General features: G+C 62.1%; 14 protein-coding genes and 1 tRNA gene. 7 read left to right on the forward strand and 8 right to left on the reverse strand.

Annotation, left to right across the window (positions count from 1 at the left end; translation table 11 throughout):
* Both JC607_RS25610 and JC607_RS22690 read left to right on the forward strand, forming a co-directional pair.
* Positions 1-372 (forward strand): hypothetical protein (locus JC607_RS25610; RefSeq protein ID WP_233093097.1); only part of this gene is annotated, 372 nt, incomplete at its 5' end.
* Positions 373-528: 156 nt separating this feature from the next.
* On the forward strand, positions 529-1,296 hold the full coding sequence (locus tag JC607_RS22690) for a hypothetical protein (RefSeq protein ID WP_198839014.1): 768 nt from the start codon (positions 529-531) through the stop codon (positions 1,294-1,296).
* A gap of 371 nt (positions 1,297-1,667) precedes the next feature.
* Here JC607_RS22690 and JC607_RS22695 read toward each other — a convergent pair whose 3' ends face one another.
* From JC607_RS22695 to JC607_RS22705, 3 genes are all read right to left on the reverse strand, one after another.
* Complete coding sequence (locus JC607_RS22695; RefSeq protein ID WP_198839015.1) at positions 1,668-1,817, reverse strand: hypothetical protein; 150 nt, start codon at positions 1,815-1,817, stop codon at positions 1,668-1,670.
* 119 nt (positions 1,818-1,936) lie between these two features.
* Complete coding sequence (locus JC607_RS22700) at positions 1,937-2,614, reverse strand: hypothetical protein (RefSeq protein ID WP_198839016.1); 678 nt, start codon at positions 2,612-2,614, stop codon at positions 1,937-1,939.
* 176 nt (positions 2,615-2,790) lie between these two features.
* A tRNA-Gln gene (locus JC607_RS22705) sits at positions 2,791-2,865 on the reverse strand.
* 75 nt (positions 2,866-2,940) lie between these two features.
* Here JC607_RS22705 and JC607_RS22710 point away from each other — a divergent pair.
* Entirely contained in the window at positions 2,941-4,128 is a 1,188-nt protein-coding gene (locus JC607_RS22710; protein ID WP_198839017.1) for an NAD(P)/FAD-dependent oxidoreductase, read from the forward strand.
* 88 nt (positions 4,129-4,216) lie between these two features.
* Here JC607_RS22710 and JC607_RS22715 read toward each other — a convergent pair whose 3' ends face one another.
* The 3 genes from JC607_RS22715 to JC607_RS22725 form a co-directional block, all read right to left on the reverse strand.
* Complete coding sequence (locus JC607_RS22715) at positions 4,217-5,968, reverse strand: capsule biosynthesis protein (RefSeq protein ID WP_198839018.1); 1,752 nt, start codon at positions 5,966-5,968, stop codon at positions 4,217-4,219.
* Positions 5,955-6,605: an ABC transporter ATP-binding protein gene (locus tag JC607_RS22720; RefSeq protein WP_198839019.1), complete on the reverse strand. Its 651-nt coding sequence runs from the start codon at positions 6,603-6,605 to the stop codon at positions 5,955-5,957. Before JC607_RS22720 ends, JC607_RS22715 begins: the two co-directional genes overlap by 14 nt.
* A 218-nt stretch (positions 6,606-6,823) precedes the next feature.
* Positions 6,824-8,062: a Na+/H+ antiporter NhaA gene (locus JC607_RS22725; RefSeq protein ID WP_198839020.1), complete on the reverse strand. Its 1,239-nt coding sequence runs from the start codon at positions 8,060-8,062 to the stop codon at positions 6,824-6,826.
* A 298-nt stretch (positions 8,063-8,360) separates the two neighbouring features.
* On the opposite strand from JC607_RS22725, the gene JC607_RS22730 reads away from it, so the two are divergent.
* The 4 genes from JC607_RS22730 to rpsI all read left to right on the forward strand — a co-directional run bounded on the left by JC607_RS22730 (position 8,361) and on the right by rpsI (position 10,894).
* On the forward strand, positions 8,361-8,963 hold the full coding sequence (locus JC607_RS22730; RefSeq protein WP_198839021.1) for a uracil-DNA glycosylase family protein: 603 nt from the start codon (positions 8,361-8,363) through the stop codon (positions 8,961-8,963).
* Positions 8,960-9,766, forward strand: a complete 807-nt coding sequence (locus tag JC607_RS22735) for an SseB family protein (RefSeq protein WP_198839022.1) — start codon at positions 8,960-8,962, stop codon at positions 9,764-9,766. Before JC607_RS22730 ends, JC607_RS22735 begins: the two co-directional genes overlap by 4 nt.
* Positions 9,767-9,920: 154 nt before the next feature.
* Complete coding sequence (rplM, locus tag JC607_RS22740) at positions 9,921-10,385, forward strand: 50S ribosomal protein L13 (RefSeq protein WP_092895502.1); 465 nt, start codon at positions 9,921-9,923, stop codon at positions 10,383-10,385.
* Positions 10,386-10,390: 5 nt separating this feature from the next.
* Positions 10,391-10,894 carry a 30S ribosomal protein S9 gene (gene rpsI / locus JC607_RS22745; protein WP_092895504.1) on the forward strand — a complete coding sequence of 168 codons (504 nt, stop codon included), beginning with the start codon at positions 10,391-10,393 and terminating at the stop codon, positions 10,892-10,894.
* Positions 10,895-11,084: 190 nt separating this feature from the next.
* Here the strand turns inward: rpsI and JC607_RS22750 are convergent, their stop codons facing one another.
* Positions 11,085-11,807, reverse strand: coding sequence for a M48 family metalloprotease (locus JC607_RS22750; RefSeq protein WP_198839046.1), 723 nt, complete (start codon positions 11,805-11,807; stop codon positions 11,085-11,087).
* 41 nt (positions 11,808-11,848) lie between these two features.
* Positions 11,849-12,898, reverse strand: coding sequence for an aromatic ring-hydroxylating dioxygenase subunit alpha (locus JC607_RS22755; RefSeq protein ID WP_198839023.1), 1,050 nt, complete (start codon positions 12,896-12,898; stop codon positions 11,849-11,851).
* Positions 12,899-12,930 lie beyond the last annotated feature (32 nt).

Consider the following 12,930-nt stretch of genomic DNA (forward strand, 5'->3'; position numbering starts at 1 on the left):
CTGTCAGGGGAAAGGGGAACTCCGGACATAACCGGATTTGCTCAACAAAGCCCCCATCAGCTGTCAAAGTATCTGATCGAGATGATCCATCGGCTTGAGGCTGCTGGTCTCGTGCGGGTATCAGCTTATAGCTACGCGGGACCGGGCGTGAAGACAAATCGGAACTCGCGAGTCCAGGCAAGCCATTGGATGCAGGAGAAATTCCGGGGGCTGAAGATCGAGCCGGGAGCCATCTGGGAGGTTCCGAGAGAGCCGATCATCCTTAAGTCAGCATCCAGGGAAGATGAGGCAGAAGGGCCGATCGAGAAAGCCGGTAAGCCGATAGACTATGACGATACCGATGAAACCCGTCGGATGCGGGGGCAGTTGTAGGCTTATAATGAGCTGCTGGGACGGACCTTCATCGACATTCCGATACTGGACCGGCCTTGGGTCACGCGCAACGATAAGACCGGCAAGGAAATCCGGGTCGCAATCGGCCCGCGTAATCAATTCGTCAGGCGGATCTTCAGCAGGGGATCATGGTCGATGAATGAGCGGTTCTATGGCCCTTGGTGGCAGGGCATAAACAGCAAGCTTCGGTCCCAGATCTTCATCAACGATACCCCAACGGTCGAGATAGACTTCAGGTCCTTGCATATTCAGATCCTTGCAGCACGCGAGGGGATGGAGGTGATCACTGATCCTTACGTCTTGCCACCGGGGCAGTTTCCGGGGTTCGATGAGGCTGAGCAGAGGAAGCTGGTGAAGCTGCTGGTGCTGACTGCCCTGAATGCCAGAAACCTCAGAACCGCTTGCTCTGCCTTCAGGAATGGTCTGGAGAATGGGCATTCCGGCAAACATCTGAAAGACTCCCAGCTGAAGAAGGCATTGCTGGTGCTGAAGCGGCAGGTGCCTTGGCTGCATAAATACCTCTGCAACGATGAGGGTATCGGCCTGATGTTCGACGACTCGCAGATCGTCGAGCGGGTCATCAAGCGCTGCACTGACGCCGGGCTTCCGGTGCTGACGGTGCATGACAGTGTGATCGTACCCTATACGCATAGCAGGTTGCTCAAAGCCATAATGGTTCAGGCAGCAGAGGAGGTGGTTGGTCGACCTTTGCCTTTGGAGGCTGAGCATGCTGGTCTGGATGATATGCGGGATAAGCCTTTGGAGATTCAACAGGATTTCGAGTGGTGGAGGGAAACGGCTCGCTGCGAGGGATATTTGCAGAGGCTAAAGGCTTGGGAAGAGTCTCATGGGCAGGTGGTTGTTTCTCTGGGGATGAAGCAGCGTAAGGCAAGGGCAGGCTAATCCCCTTGAATCAGCAGCAACAGCCTTGTCTTTTGCAGGCTCTCTCCATCCCTTGTCCCCCATATTTATACCTATTGATCCCCCTGTCCCCATCCCTCCATGCACCCAGTCAGCTCAATATTCCGGTAAGATAACATGCTGATAGATATTGGTTTTTATCAGGTATTTTTATGCAGTAACTGAGGGCGCGCTGGTCTGCTTCCTGACCGCATCTGCCTGACCTGACCCTTTTAGAGGCTTCCCATGATCGCTAATGCCCACCTCGGCCCCCAGCTTGACGCCTATGTTGCCCTGAAGAAACCCGGCTTCGCGCTGATGGTCGATGCGCCTTGGGGGGGCGGTCGGGTCAGCCGATGGTAAATTCGTGATCCTCAGAACACCGCTGCTAAGTAAGCGAAAGCATAAGTGATCGCTGATTTTATGTGTGACCATAAGATAAAACCCACGCCGCCGAACGCAGCAATGGTGAGGCCACGCCGGGACTGCCGCCTGAGTTTGTCATCGTATTCTTTCGGCGTCATGCTCTGGTCCCCGGGCGTGAATGCGAACCAATAGTCGTGTATTCTGTCGGAAGTTTGACGATGAGCTGGTCCTAACCCACTGGCGCATTCCGTCCCTGCCTGCCGACCCCGCGAAGGCGTCAACGGTACCAGAGGCTGCAATGGCTCACATCCTGCTCAGCCTCAGGGGTCAGGATCATCCATCTTCGATTTGATGACTTAAACTCCATGACGTCGATCAACTGCACCTGCCCGGAGCGCTTGTTCAGCAGAATGATCGGGGGTGTTGGACGGGTCATGCGCAGGATGTCTCGGGCGTAGGGCCAGCGTTCCAAGGGGTTCAGATTCTCGTCGTAGATTATCAGGTTGGATGGGGGTGGGACCAACCCCTGCAGAAATTTTTCCCTAGAGAAGACCGTGTCCACCGCATAAAGCATGAACCTGTGTTCGGGAGATGCGTCATGGTTGATGATCCCGACCAGTCTGACATCGCCTGAAGCCTCGCGTTGCCAGTAAACGGTCTTTTGCCAGGACGGGTCTATCTCCAGCCGCTCAAAGTGGTCAGGGCTGGTCAACAGCCAGTCACCGTCCCTTGATCTGCCCAGCAGGATCTCCGCATCTTCGAGGGTCCGACCTTGCGTGGTCCAACTGCCGTTCTCAATCTCAGCGGGTGTCAGACCGGAGGCGAGTTCGATAGCCGCCGCACACTCAGGCTGGTCTCTCCCGGTGGAAACATCAAATGCGGGTTCCGCAGACAGAGGCAGCGCCGAAAGAAGGAATATGGAGGCGATGAAGAATGAGAGCCGGGGAAATGACATTTGTAGCCTGCTACGCTTAACACGATACGGACAGTAGCACGTTCGGCTTCCTGGCAAAACGTGGGGCACCCCTTGGGGCATTCCGTCCCCGCCTCCCCAACCCGTCAACAGCCCAACCCCTTGCCCGCACAAGGTTTCCCGCTTGCGGCTGGTCTTCTCAACTGTCACAGGAAGATTGGCTGGGGCGCCAGGATTCGAACCTGGGAATGGCGGTACCAAAAACCGCTGCCTTACCACTTGGCGACGCCCCAACCGTGAGCGGGTGTTTAGCGAAGGCTCTTGCAGGCTGCAAGAGGGGATATGAAGGAAATTTGGCAGGAGTTTGTATGGCCGGGATCTGGGATGTCATCGTGCTTGGCGCTGGTGCGGCGGGGATGCTCGCCGCTGTTGAGGCGGGACGGCGCGGGCGGCGGGTGCTTGTGATCGAACATGGCGCGAATCCGGGCGAGAAGATCCGCATTTCGGGTGGCGGAAGATGCAATTTCACCAATAGCGGGATCGGGGTCGGGAATTACCTTGGGGCCAATCCGCGTTTCGCGCTTTCGGCGCTGAAGCGGTTCAGTCAGTGGGATGTTGTGTCGCGATTCGATCAGGCCGGCATCGCCTGGCATGAAAAAACACTGGGGCAGCTTTTCTGCGACGGATCGGCGAAACAGGTTGTGGCCTGGCTGGTGGGGGACATGCGCGATGCCGGGGTCGAGCTCTGGCTTGCGACCGAACCCGGAGAGGTGAGCCGGTCGGGCGCTGGCTTTCGGGTTGCCACGCCGCGCGGGGTGCAGGAGACGCGGTCGCTTGTGCTGGCCACCGGCGGCAAGTCGATCCCGAAAATGGGGGCGAGCCCCTGGGGATACCGGGTGGCGGAAAGCCTCGGGCTGAAGGTGACGGATACGCGGCCGGCGCTGGTGCCGCTGACATTTGCGGAACAGGAACTGGCCTGGATCGCGCCTCTGGCCGGGGTCTCGGCATCGGTGCAGATCAGCTGCAGGGGCGGGCGGTTCGATGAGGCGATGCTCTTTACCCATCGCGGGCTGTCGGGGCCGGCTATATTGCAGATCTCGAGCTATTGGCGCGAGGGCGACCGGATCTCGGTCGACCTGCTGCCGGGGCGGGGGCGGGATGCAGGCTTTGCCGCCTTGCTGAAAGCCGCGAAACGTAAGGGCGGGCGGGGGACGCTGACCCAGGCGCTGAGCCCGGTGCTGCCGGAGCGGCTCGCGAAACATCTCGGCCAGGGCGAGCCGGGGCCTCTGGCGGAAATGGCGGATGCAAAGCTCGATCAGCTGGCGGCGGGGCTGCATGACTGGCAGCTGGTGCCGGTGGGCTCAGAAGGGTATCGCACGGCCGAGGTCACGCTGGGCGGCGTCGACACCGACGGGCTGGACGCAAAGACCATGGCGGCAAAGGCGGTGCCGGGTCTTTATGTGGTGGGCGAGTTGGTGGATATCACCGGCTGGCTTGGCGGGTATAATTTCCAATGGGCCTGGTCTTCGGGCTGGGCGGCGGGGCAGGTGGCCTGAGCCTCGCCGGCAGCCAGAGCAGATTGAAAAAGGGCGGCCTTCAGGCCGCCCTTTTTGCTGCTGTTGAAAGGTCAGGACGAGGGAAGGATCATGAGGAGACCTGTTCGCGCAGGATCGCCACCGTCATCGAAATCATCAGATAGATACCGATCAGAATCAGCAGCGTCACGAGGGTATTCTCGAAGACACGCGGATAGGTCGGCACATCGGGCGGCACCGGCGCCACCGAGATCGAGAGATAGCGGGTCTGGCTGTTCGCGGCGATCCGTGCGGTTTCCTTGGCCTGAAGCGACTGCGCCAGCATCATCTGACGCGTCTCGACCTCGGCCTGGGCAAGCCGCAGCTGGCCCTGGATCTGCGCCAGCGAGCTCTCGCCGCCCTGGCCTTCGGTCAGCCGGGTGCGCAATGTCGCGATCTCGGCCTCCAGCGTGATGATCCGGCGCTTGACCGGCTCCAGCCGGGCGGCGTTCGGATTCGGGTTCGCCTCCATCTGCGCCAGGGACAGCCGTTCCTGGATCAGCTGATTGTCGAGAGTGCCGATCTGGGTTGTCAGCAGCGTCAGCTCGGTCTCGGAATTGAGAACCTTGAACTGTTCCTGCAGCGCGATGACTTTCTGCTGCGCTTCGAGCAGCTTGACCTCGGCATCCGTGTAACCTTCGTCCGAGGACTGCATCGCATCTTCGCGCAGCCGGTGGGTGAGCTGGTCGACCTGTTCCTCGGCATAGGAAATCAGCTGCTTCGACCATTCGACCGAAAGCTGCGGATCCGGGGCAATCGCTTCCATCCGGATGATGCCCTCGGAGGGGTCATAGGAAATCAGGATATGGGATTTATAAAGCTTATATGCGTCTTCCAGCGAGGCCTCGGGTGGCAGGCGCAGAATCGGGTCGATCGCCGCGCCCATAAATGCCTCGCGGAACCCGACATCGCCTTCCAGCCGCATCATCGCCTCGCGCGATTGCAGATAGCCCTGCACCGCGATGGAATCCTGCGAGGTGGCCAGCGACGTGCCCTGCAACATGCCGCCAAGCGCGCCCCCGGCCTGCGGGCTTTCCGCCTTATGCACCGCGAATTCCGATTTTGTGCCATATTGCCGCGTCGCGACCGACGAGAAATACCAGCCCGCGATCAGCGTCGGCAGCAGGACAAAGATGAACATCCGCACGAAGAGAAGCGCCAGCTTGCGGCGGCGTCGTTTGGCGATGTCCTGCTGCATGCGCAGGATCTCGGCGGCGTGATTCACCTCGATCCGCTGTTCGGTCGAGGGCACCTGGATCGGCTTGATGGTCTGGGGCAGTTGCACGCCGTCGCCGGGCAGGGGTGAGAGCGCCCGCCCGGTTACGCCCCCCGCCTTGCCGCCGCCCCCCTCGCCGGCAGCCGCCGCCGCAGTGCCGGGTTCGGCCGCGACCATATCCAGCATCGATCCGCGTTCAAACGGGTTGATCCCGGCGGCACGCAGCAGGCGCACCGCATCGTGATCCGAGGTCGCGGGCATGTTGTGGCTTTGCGCAAGGCGGCGGGCGGTGCGCAGCTGGCGCCCGGTCAGCCCTTCCTTGCGGATCGCTGCCAGCTCATGCGCGACCGGATCATGCGCCTCCGGACCGGCAGCGGGCTCTGCTGGCTGATTGCTGCCGGCCTTCCCGGCCCTGGCCCCGGATGCGGCCGCGACCGGGCCACCCGCCGTTTCGAATTTCTGATCGCCGAATCCGTCTTCGGGATTGTCGAACAGCATCTCGCCCGGCGTCGTCGTGGCAACAAGCACAGGCGCCGGCCGCGGGGCCGGTGCTGCAGGCGTCTCCTGGCGGCGAATGTTGAACCGCGCGGCCTTAAGCATAGTCATAGAGGCGTTTCGCTTCTTCGAGGGTGTCGAACATATAAAGCTGCCCATTGCGCAGCACCGCCGCCTGGCGGCAGAATTTTTCCAGCGTTTGCGCCGAATGCGACACGATGACAACCGTCGCGTTCTTCAGTCTTTCGCGCAGGATGCCACCGGCTTTGCGGTTGAACTCCACATCGCCGGTCGAGGGCATGCCCTCGTCGATCAGGTAAATGTCGAATTCCAGCGCCAGCAAGAGTGAAAAGTTGAAACGCGATTTCATCCCCGAGGAATAGGTCGCATAGGGCATGCGGAAATAGTCGCCAAGATCACAGACCCAGCGGCAGAAGCTTTCGACATAATCGGGGTCAAGCCCGTAGAGCCGGGCGATGTAGCGGCTGTTTTCCAGGGCCGACATCTTGCCCGAGACCCCGCCCATGAAGCCCAGCGGAAACGAGACGCGGCTGGTTTTGGTGATGCGGCCTTCATCGGGTTTCTCCAGCCCGGCCATCATCTGGATCAGGGTGGTCTTGCCGGTGCCATTCGGGGCAAGGATCCCCAGAGAGCGGCCCTGTTCGACACGGAAAGAGGCGCGGTCAAGGATCACCTTGCGCCTTGTGCCGGTCCAGAAGGATTTGGAAACACTGTCGAACTCGATCATATTGTAACCTGCTCCGGGCTATTGGCCCTCTGTCCTTCCGTCTCACGGCCTCTGGCGCCCGGGGGCGGCAAAGTTATCCACGGACCAGGTGGATAATCCGGCATTTGCATTAACGCGTCCGGATCAGTGTCGCTGCACATTCTGGCCGCATTATGTCTGCGGCGACAGTCCTGTGACACAGAATTGTGAGCCCCGCGATTTTACGGGGAACGGGCGGGTCACGGCGTCGGGGCAGAGGGTCCCTGACCGCGGCGCAGCAGGGCACGCGCGACGAGCACGGCAATCGGGCCGGCAAGAAGACTGATCGCCATGCCCATCCGCGCCGCCTCCCGCATGGCGCCACCGGGCAGACTGGCCTCGATCGCAACAGCGGGCACGGTGAAGCCGATTGACAGCAGCATTACCGATAACACCAGATCGCGCACCCGGAGCCCGCGCGGCAGGCGCGAGCCGAAGATCGCCGCCAGCATAAGGACCACCAGCGCCATCCCCACAGGTCTTCCGACCCAGAGCGCACCAAGCATCACCAGCGTGGTCGGGGCAAAGGCGGCGAGGTCAACGCCCCCCCGGATCAGGCCAAAAAGGAAGAGAATGAGGATGACCGGCCATACGAGGAGCCGGATCAGCCGGTTCAGCGGGTCATGCAGGAAACTCTCGGCCTCGGCGAAAAGCCCAAAGCTGCGATCGGCATGGGCGATGGCCGGCAAGAGCGGCAACAGCCCAAGCGTTGCCGGCAAGCCTGCGGCAGCTACCCCGAACCAGCAGAAGGCGCCCGCGATCGCATAGGGCCAGAGCGCCGCCGCCGCGCGCCGCTCGCGCTCGGTGGCGCCCGCGCCGGGGCTGCGGCCGAAGAAACGGTGCACCACCAGCGCCGAGGCCAGCGTAACCAGGAGCCACATCAGCCGCGGTGAGAAGGCAAGATTGCTGAGCCCAAGGATCACCAGCGCGAGGATATCGGTGGCAATCGCCAGAAGCATCACCAGATGCAGCGCCGGCCGCCGGCCAAAAACCATGCGGCCAAAAAGGCAGACCAGCAGCGTATCACTGCCCAGAGGCGCCTGCCATCCGCCACCTCGCACCGCTTCCTCTGCGGTCTCAAGCAGCGCAGACAGGATCAGCCAGCCCGCGCCTGCCCCGATCAGCCCGCCCGCAGTCATGCCCAGCGGCAGGATCGCACGCCGGCCCGAGAGGGAGCCACGCTCCAGCGTCATCGCTTCCCAGAGCTCTTTGCCGATCAGGAAGAAAAACAGCGCCATCAGAATATCGGCAACGATCATGAAAGGCGTAAGGCTGACCGAGCCGGCCCAGACCCAGTCCGGCAGGACCAGATCAGAGATCCGCCATTCGATGAAATCGTAATAGCTGCCTGGATCCAGGTTGACCCAAAGTGTCGCCAGCCCGGCACCGGCAAGGAGGGCCAGGGCAAAGGTGCGGATATGGGGCGAGATTCGATACATGGCGGGCAGGACTTCGGGCAGCTGACCCCACCGGATTAGCCATGCCCGCCCTGGCCCGCAACCGTGGCGCCCCCGATCACCCCTGGCCTGTTGCAACCTTGCCCTCTTACAGGCGGAGCCTGCGCCCGGTGGTATGTCGGGTAAGCCTCCGGCGGGGATATTTAGAGACAGAAAATATACCTTTTTCTGCTCATTTTCTGTCTCTAAATATCCCGGGGGTGAGTCTCCGCAGGAGACGAGGGGGCTGGCCCCCTCAGCCGGGCTGGCCAAAGAGGACCACAGTTCCTATTTTCACCCCATGGATCTGACCGACGAAATCCGGGCCTGCCGCCTTTGTGAGGTGCGATTCCAGACGACCGCCACCGCGCATGAGCCGCGACCTGTGGTCTGGTTCCGCCCGGCGCCGGCCGGGCAGGGGCCGCGCCTGCTGATTGCGGGCCAGGCGCCGGGCGCGCGGGTGCATCTTTCGGGGCGCCCCTTTACCGATCCGAGTGGCGACAGGCTGCGTGCCTGGACCGGGCTGGAGGCGGCGCAGTTCTATGATCTCTCGCGCATCGCCATTGTGCCGATGGGCTTCTGCTTTCCGGGCTATGACGCTAAAGGGTCCGATCTGCCACCACCCGCAGTTTGTGCCCGGACCTGGCGGGCGCGTGTGATCGCCAGTCTCCCCGATCTGCGGCTTACCCTGCTGGTCGGAGGCGCTGCGATCCGCTGGCATCTCGGGGCGCGCGATGTCACCGCCACAGTCCGTGCCTGGCGCGATTTCGGGCCGCGCGGGATCTTTCCCTTGCCCCATCCCTCCTGGCGCAATACGGGATGGCTGAAACGCAACCCCTGGTTCGGGGACGAGCTGCTGCCGGAGCTGCGCGCCCGGATCCGCAGCGTGATGGAGATGCCATGAGCGAGTCCACGCTTCCCAGTCTGCTAGACGAGGCCCATGCGGCCCTCAGCGCCGATTCCGGCAATGAGGCGGCGCTTTTGCGCTTCTATGACCGGCTTGCGGATGGCGAGCTGTATCTTTTGCTGGAACGCGAGGCGGCGGGAGAGACCCTCGACCCGAAGGTGTTCGACCTGGAATCCGGCCCAGTCGTTCTGGTCTTTGACCGCGAAGAGCGGCTGGCGGATTTCACCGGCGGTATTGCGCCCTGGGCGGCGCTGCCGGGCCGGGTGATTGCGGGGCTCTTGCGCGGTCAGGGGATCGGGCTGGGCGTCAATCTGGGGGTCGCGCCGTCTGAGATGCTCTTGCCTCCCGAAGCGATGGACTGGCTGTCTGAGGCGCTGGACCCCGCGCCGGAAGAAGCGCTTGGCTGCCCGGCGCGGTTCTTCGCGCCTTCCGTCCCGGCGGGGCTGGGCCTGGCGCTTCAGGACAAATTCGCCTCGGCCCGCGGGCTGGCCCGGACCGCGCTTCTGACCGGCGTCGAATATGATGACGGGCGGCGTGGCCATCTCCTCGCCTTCATTGGTGCAAGACCCGAGGCAGAGCCGGCGCTGGCGCGCGCCGTGCAGGAAGCGCTGGTGTTCTCGGGCCTCGACGCGGCGGCGCTGGATGTTGCCTTTTTCGAACCGGATGACAGGGCGCTGACCGCCTTTGCGGCTGAGGCGCAGCGGTTCGACCTTCCCGAACCCGAAGCGCCGGTCCCACAAGAGCGGCAGGCCTCGCCCGGGCCCGGGATGAATCCGGAAAAACCACCTTATCTGCGCTGAGAATGGGGTATTATTAAACCCCATAGTTCAAGACATTGATTTTATTATATTTTATATGAAATCAACCGCTTGACCATGTCGGTATCATCAGCGATAAGCCCCCATCCGAATTCGCGGGGGGATTCCCTCGCCTCTATCCTTGATGGAACCACCGATGAAAACCTTCACCGCTACCCCGGCGGATATCGAGAAGAAGTGGATCCTGATCGACGCTGAGGGCGTCGTTCTGGGTCGCCTCGCCACGATCGTCGCCAATATCCTGCGCGGCAAAAACAAGCCGACCTTCACGCCCCACATGGACATGGGTGACAATGTCATCGTGATCAATGCGGACAAGGTCCAGCTGACCGGTAACAAGCGCGAAGACAAGCGCTACTACTGGCACACCGGCCACCCGGGCGGCATCAAGTCGCGCACCGTGCGCGAAGTGCTGGAAGGCAACCACCCCGAGCGCGTCGTGATCAAAGCTGTCGAGCGCATGATCACCCGCAACAGCCTGGGCCGTCAGCAAATGTCGAATCTGCGCGTCTATGCCGGCGCAGAACATGCCCATGAAGCTCAGCAGCCCACCGTCCTCGACGTCAAGCCGCTGAACCCGAAGAACACCCGGAGCGCGTGATTTAAATGGCCGATATCAAGTCTCTCGACGATCTGAAGGCCGCTGTGGGCACCGCTGCTCCGGCCGCCGCTGCCGAGGCTGCTGTGCGCGCCCCGGTGCGTGACAAGCTGAACCGCTCCTATGCGACCGGCAAGCGTAAGGATGCGGTTGCCCGCGTCTGGATCAAGCCGGGTTCGGGCAAGTTCCTGATCCGCAACAACAAAGGCGAGTATATCGATTACACCGCCTATTTCGCGCGCCCGGTGCTGCAGATGATCCTGCGTCAGCCCTTCCAGGTGGCGAATGTTGAAGGCCAGTATGACGTCATGGCGACTGTCGCCGGTGGCGGTCTCTCGGGTCAGGCTGGTGCGGTGAAGCACGGCATTTCGAAAGCGCTGCAACTGTTCGAGCCGTCGCTCCGTGGTGCTCTGAAAGCCGCGGGCTTCCTGACCCGCGACAGCCGCGTCGTGGAACGTAAGAAATACGGTAAGGCCAAAGCCCGCCGCTCGTTCCAGTTCTCGAAGCGCTGATCCGTTTCACATTACACGAAAGGCGCGGGGGGGAAACCTCCGCGCCTTTTGCGTTCAGCCGCCGCTTCTGGCTGGCTGTGGAAGCCTCCGGCGGGGATATTTAGAGACAGAAAATGAACTCTTTTTCTGCTATTTTCTGTCTCTGAATATCCCGGGGTGAGCGGCGACGCCGCGAGGGGCAGCGCCCCTTTCAGCGCCTGGGATCAGTCCCCTGAGGCGCGGGCAGGGCGGGCCGGGTCCAGCGCGCCTCATTGGCCTCTATAGCCGCAATGCGGTCGGTGGTTTTCGGGTGGCTGCGCAGCCAGACCGGCACTTCGCCTCCTCCGCCGCCGGTAAGGGTCTCGAGCTTGCGGAACAGGCTGATCTGCGGCCCGGAGCCGTAACCCGCGCGGATCATCAGGGCAGTGGCCCAGGCATCCGCTTCGAATTCATCGCGCCGCGACAGCCTGGCCAACAGCGTGCGTGACAGCAGATTGGCGATCATGCCGCCAATGCCGGGGAGAAATCGGTTAAGGACGCCCGCGAGCAGGATGCCGACCGCATTCTGGCCGGTGAAATCGATCATGCGCCGCCGCGTATGGCCATGTGCCACATGCCCAAGCTCATGCGCGATCACCGAAGCCAGTTCTTCTGGCGTCACATGGCCCTGTTGCTTTTTCGTCAGAAATCCCCGCGTCAGAAAAATGCGACCATCATGTGCGGCAATCCCGTTCACCGGCTCGATGTCGAGGAGGTTCACTTTGACCTCTGGCAGGTCGAGGGCCCGGGCAAGCCGCGCCGCAACCGCCTGGATTTCAGGATCATCCAGCGGGCGCGATTGCTGATCCAGCATCCGTTTCGAGCGCCAGACCGAAAAGCGCATCATCAGGAAGCCATAGGCAATCAGCAGCAAAAAGGGCATGAGGCGCAGGATCATGCGCTGAATATAGGGCAGTCGGGCGGTTTGAACAGCCCTCAGGCGGCAAGTGCCCGCGCAACCCGCTCCTGGAAATACTGCACGCCCCGTTCATGGTGGCCGGAGAGCGGGCCGGAAGTATAGGCGCCGGCGGCGTAATTGCGATGGGTTTCCACGCAGACCTGGTAATCCTCGCGCACCACCGCAAGCGTGCCCTGTACCGATTTCTGCCGCGCCTCCTCGGCCCCGGCTGCGGTATCGGCGAAGAAGAAATGGTAATGCTGATCGGTATGGCCGACCGAGGTCGGGTTGATCCGGCTGACATTCATGCCGCCGTCAAACAGCGACAGCGTCCAGTTCGGCCACATCCAGAGCCATTTGCCGCGGTAGAACAGCCCGTCTTTCGGCGGCGCGGTCATCTTCACATAGCCTTTATGGGCGGTGGTGACGAAGGCCTCGAACTCTATCGCCGCGAAGAACCCCGGATGGGTGCCGGGGATATGGTAGCCTTCGACGAAATTGTCGGTATAGACCTTCCAGTTCGCGTCGAAACTGACCGTGGCGGTGTCGGTGGCCCGGTAGCTCTCCATCGGCTCATCCGCCAGCTCTTCGGGCAGATCGCCCAGCTGGTCCGGCAGGCTTTCCACCGGGTCAATCGCGGCAAAGAGCAGCCCGCGCCATTCCGACAGCGAGACCGGCTCCAGCGGCCAGTCTTCGGGGATGATGGCGGGGTCCTTACCATACCATGGCGCCTGAACCAGCCGGCCCGTGTCGGCGAACGACCATTTGTGATAGGGGCAGACGATCAGCCCGCATTTGCCGGCTCCATCCGCGAGGAGCTTCGCTCCGCGATGGCGGCAGACGTTTCTGAACCCTCGCAGCACCCCGTCGCGGCCCCGGATCGCAAAGACCGGGATCCCGGCAATGTCGATCGCCAGATAATGCCCGCTTGCCGCAACATCCGAGACCGGCCCCATCAACTGCCAGGAGCGGTTGAAGATCCTGGCGCGTTCCTCCTGAAACACTTCGGGCCGGACATAAAGGCCCGGGTCGAGGTTCAGATATTGCTGGCCTGGAAGGACGTCATCATGGCGGGTATCGGCTGGCATCGGCTTGCCTCCATTCGTGCCATCACTGGTGT

Source organism: Paracoccus sp. IB05, from assembly GCF_016405985.1.
In the GTDB taxonomy this organism is placed as follows: Bacteria; Pseudomonadota; Alphaproteobacteria; order Rhodobacterales; family Rhodobacteraceae; genus Pseudogemmobacter.

What these genes read in the sequence shown, in the direction of transcription:
- JC607_RS22710 (WP_198839017.1), top strand. Translation starts at nt 2,941, where the DNA reads ATGGCCGGGATCTGGGATGTCATCGTGCTTGGCGCTGGTGCGGCGGGG.
- JC607_RS22690 (WP_198839014.1), top strand. Translation starts at nt 529, where the DNA reads ATGAATGAGCGGTTCTATGGCCCTTGGTGGCAGGGCATAAACAGCAAG.
- rplM (WP_092895502.1), top strand. Translation starts at nt 9,921, where the DNA reads ATGAAAACCTTCACCGCTACCCCGGCGGATATCGAGAAGAAGTGGATC.
- JC607_RS22755 (WP_198839023.1), bottom strand. Translation starts at nt 12,898, where the DNA reads ATGCCAGCCGATACCCGCCATGATGACGTCCTTCCAGGCCAGCAATAT.
- JC607_RS22695 (WP_198839015.1), bottom strand. Translation starts at nt 1,817, where the DNA reads ATGACGCCGAAAGAATACGATGACAAACTCAGGCGGCAGTCCCGGCGT.
- JC607_RS22735 (WP_198839022.1), top strand. Translation starts at nt 8,960, where the DNA reads ATGAGCGAGTCCACGCTTCCCAGTCTGCTAGACGAGGCCCATGCGGCC.
- JC607_RS22730 (WP_198839021.1), top strand. Translation starts at nt 8,361, where the DNA reads ATGGATCTGACCGACGAAATCCGGGCCTGCCGCCTTTGTGAGGTGCGA.
- JC607_RS22725 (WP_198839020.1), bottom strand. Translation starts at nt 8,062, where the DNA reads ATGTATCGAATCTCGCCCCATATCCGCACCTTTGCCCTGGCCCTCCTT.
- JC607_RS22720 (WP_198839019.1), bottom strand. Translation starts at nt 6,605, where the DNA reads ATGATCGAGTTCGACAGTGTTTCCAAATCCTTCTGGACCGGCACAAGG.
- rpsI (WP_092895504.1), top strand. Translation starts at nt 10,391, where the DNA reads ATGGCCGATATCAAGTCTCTCGACGATCTGAAGGCCGCTGTGGGCACC.
- JC607_RS22715 (WP_198839018.1), bottom strand. Translation starts at nt 5,968, where the DNA reads ATGACTATGCTTAAGGCCGCGCGGTTCAACATTCGCCGCCAGGAGACG.
- JC607_RS22700 (WP_198839016.1), bottom strand. Translation starts at nt 2,614, where the DNA reads ATGTCATTTCCCCGGCTCTCATTCTTCATCGCCTCCATATTCCTTCTT.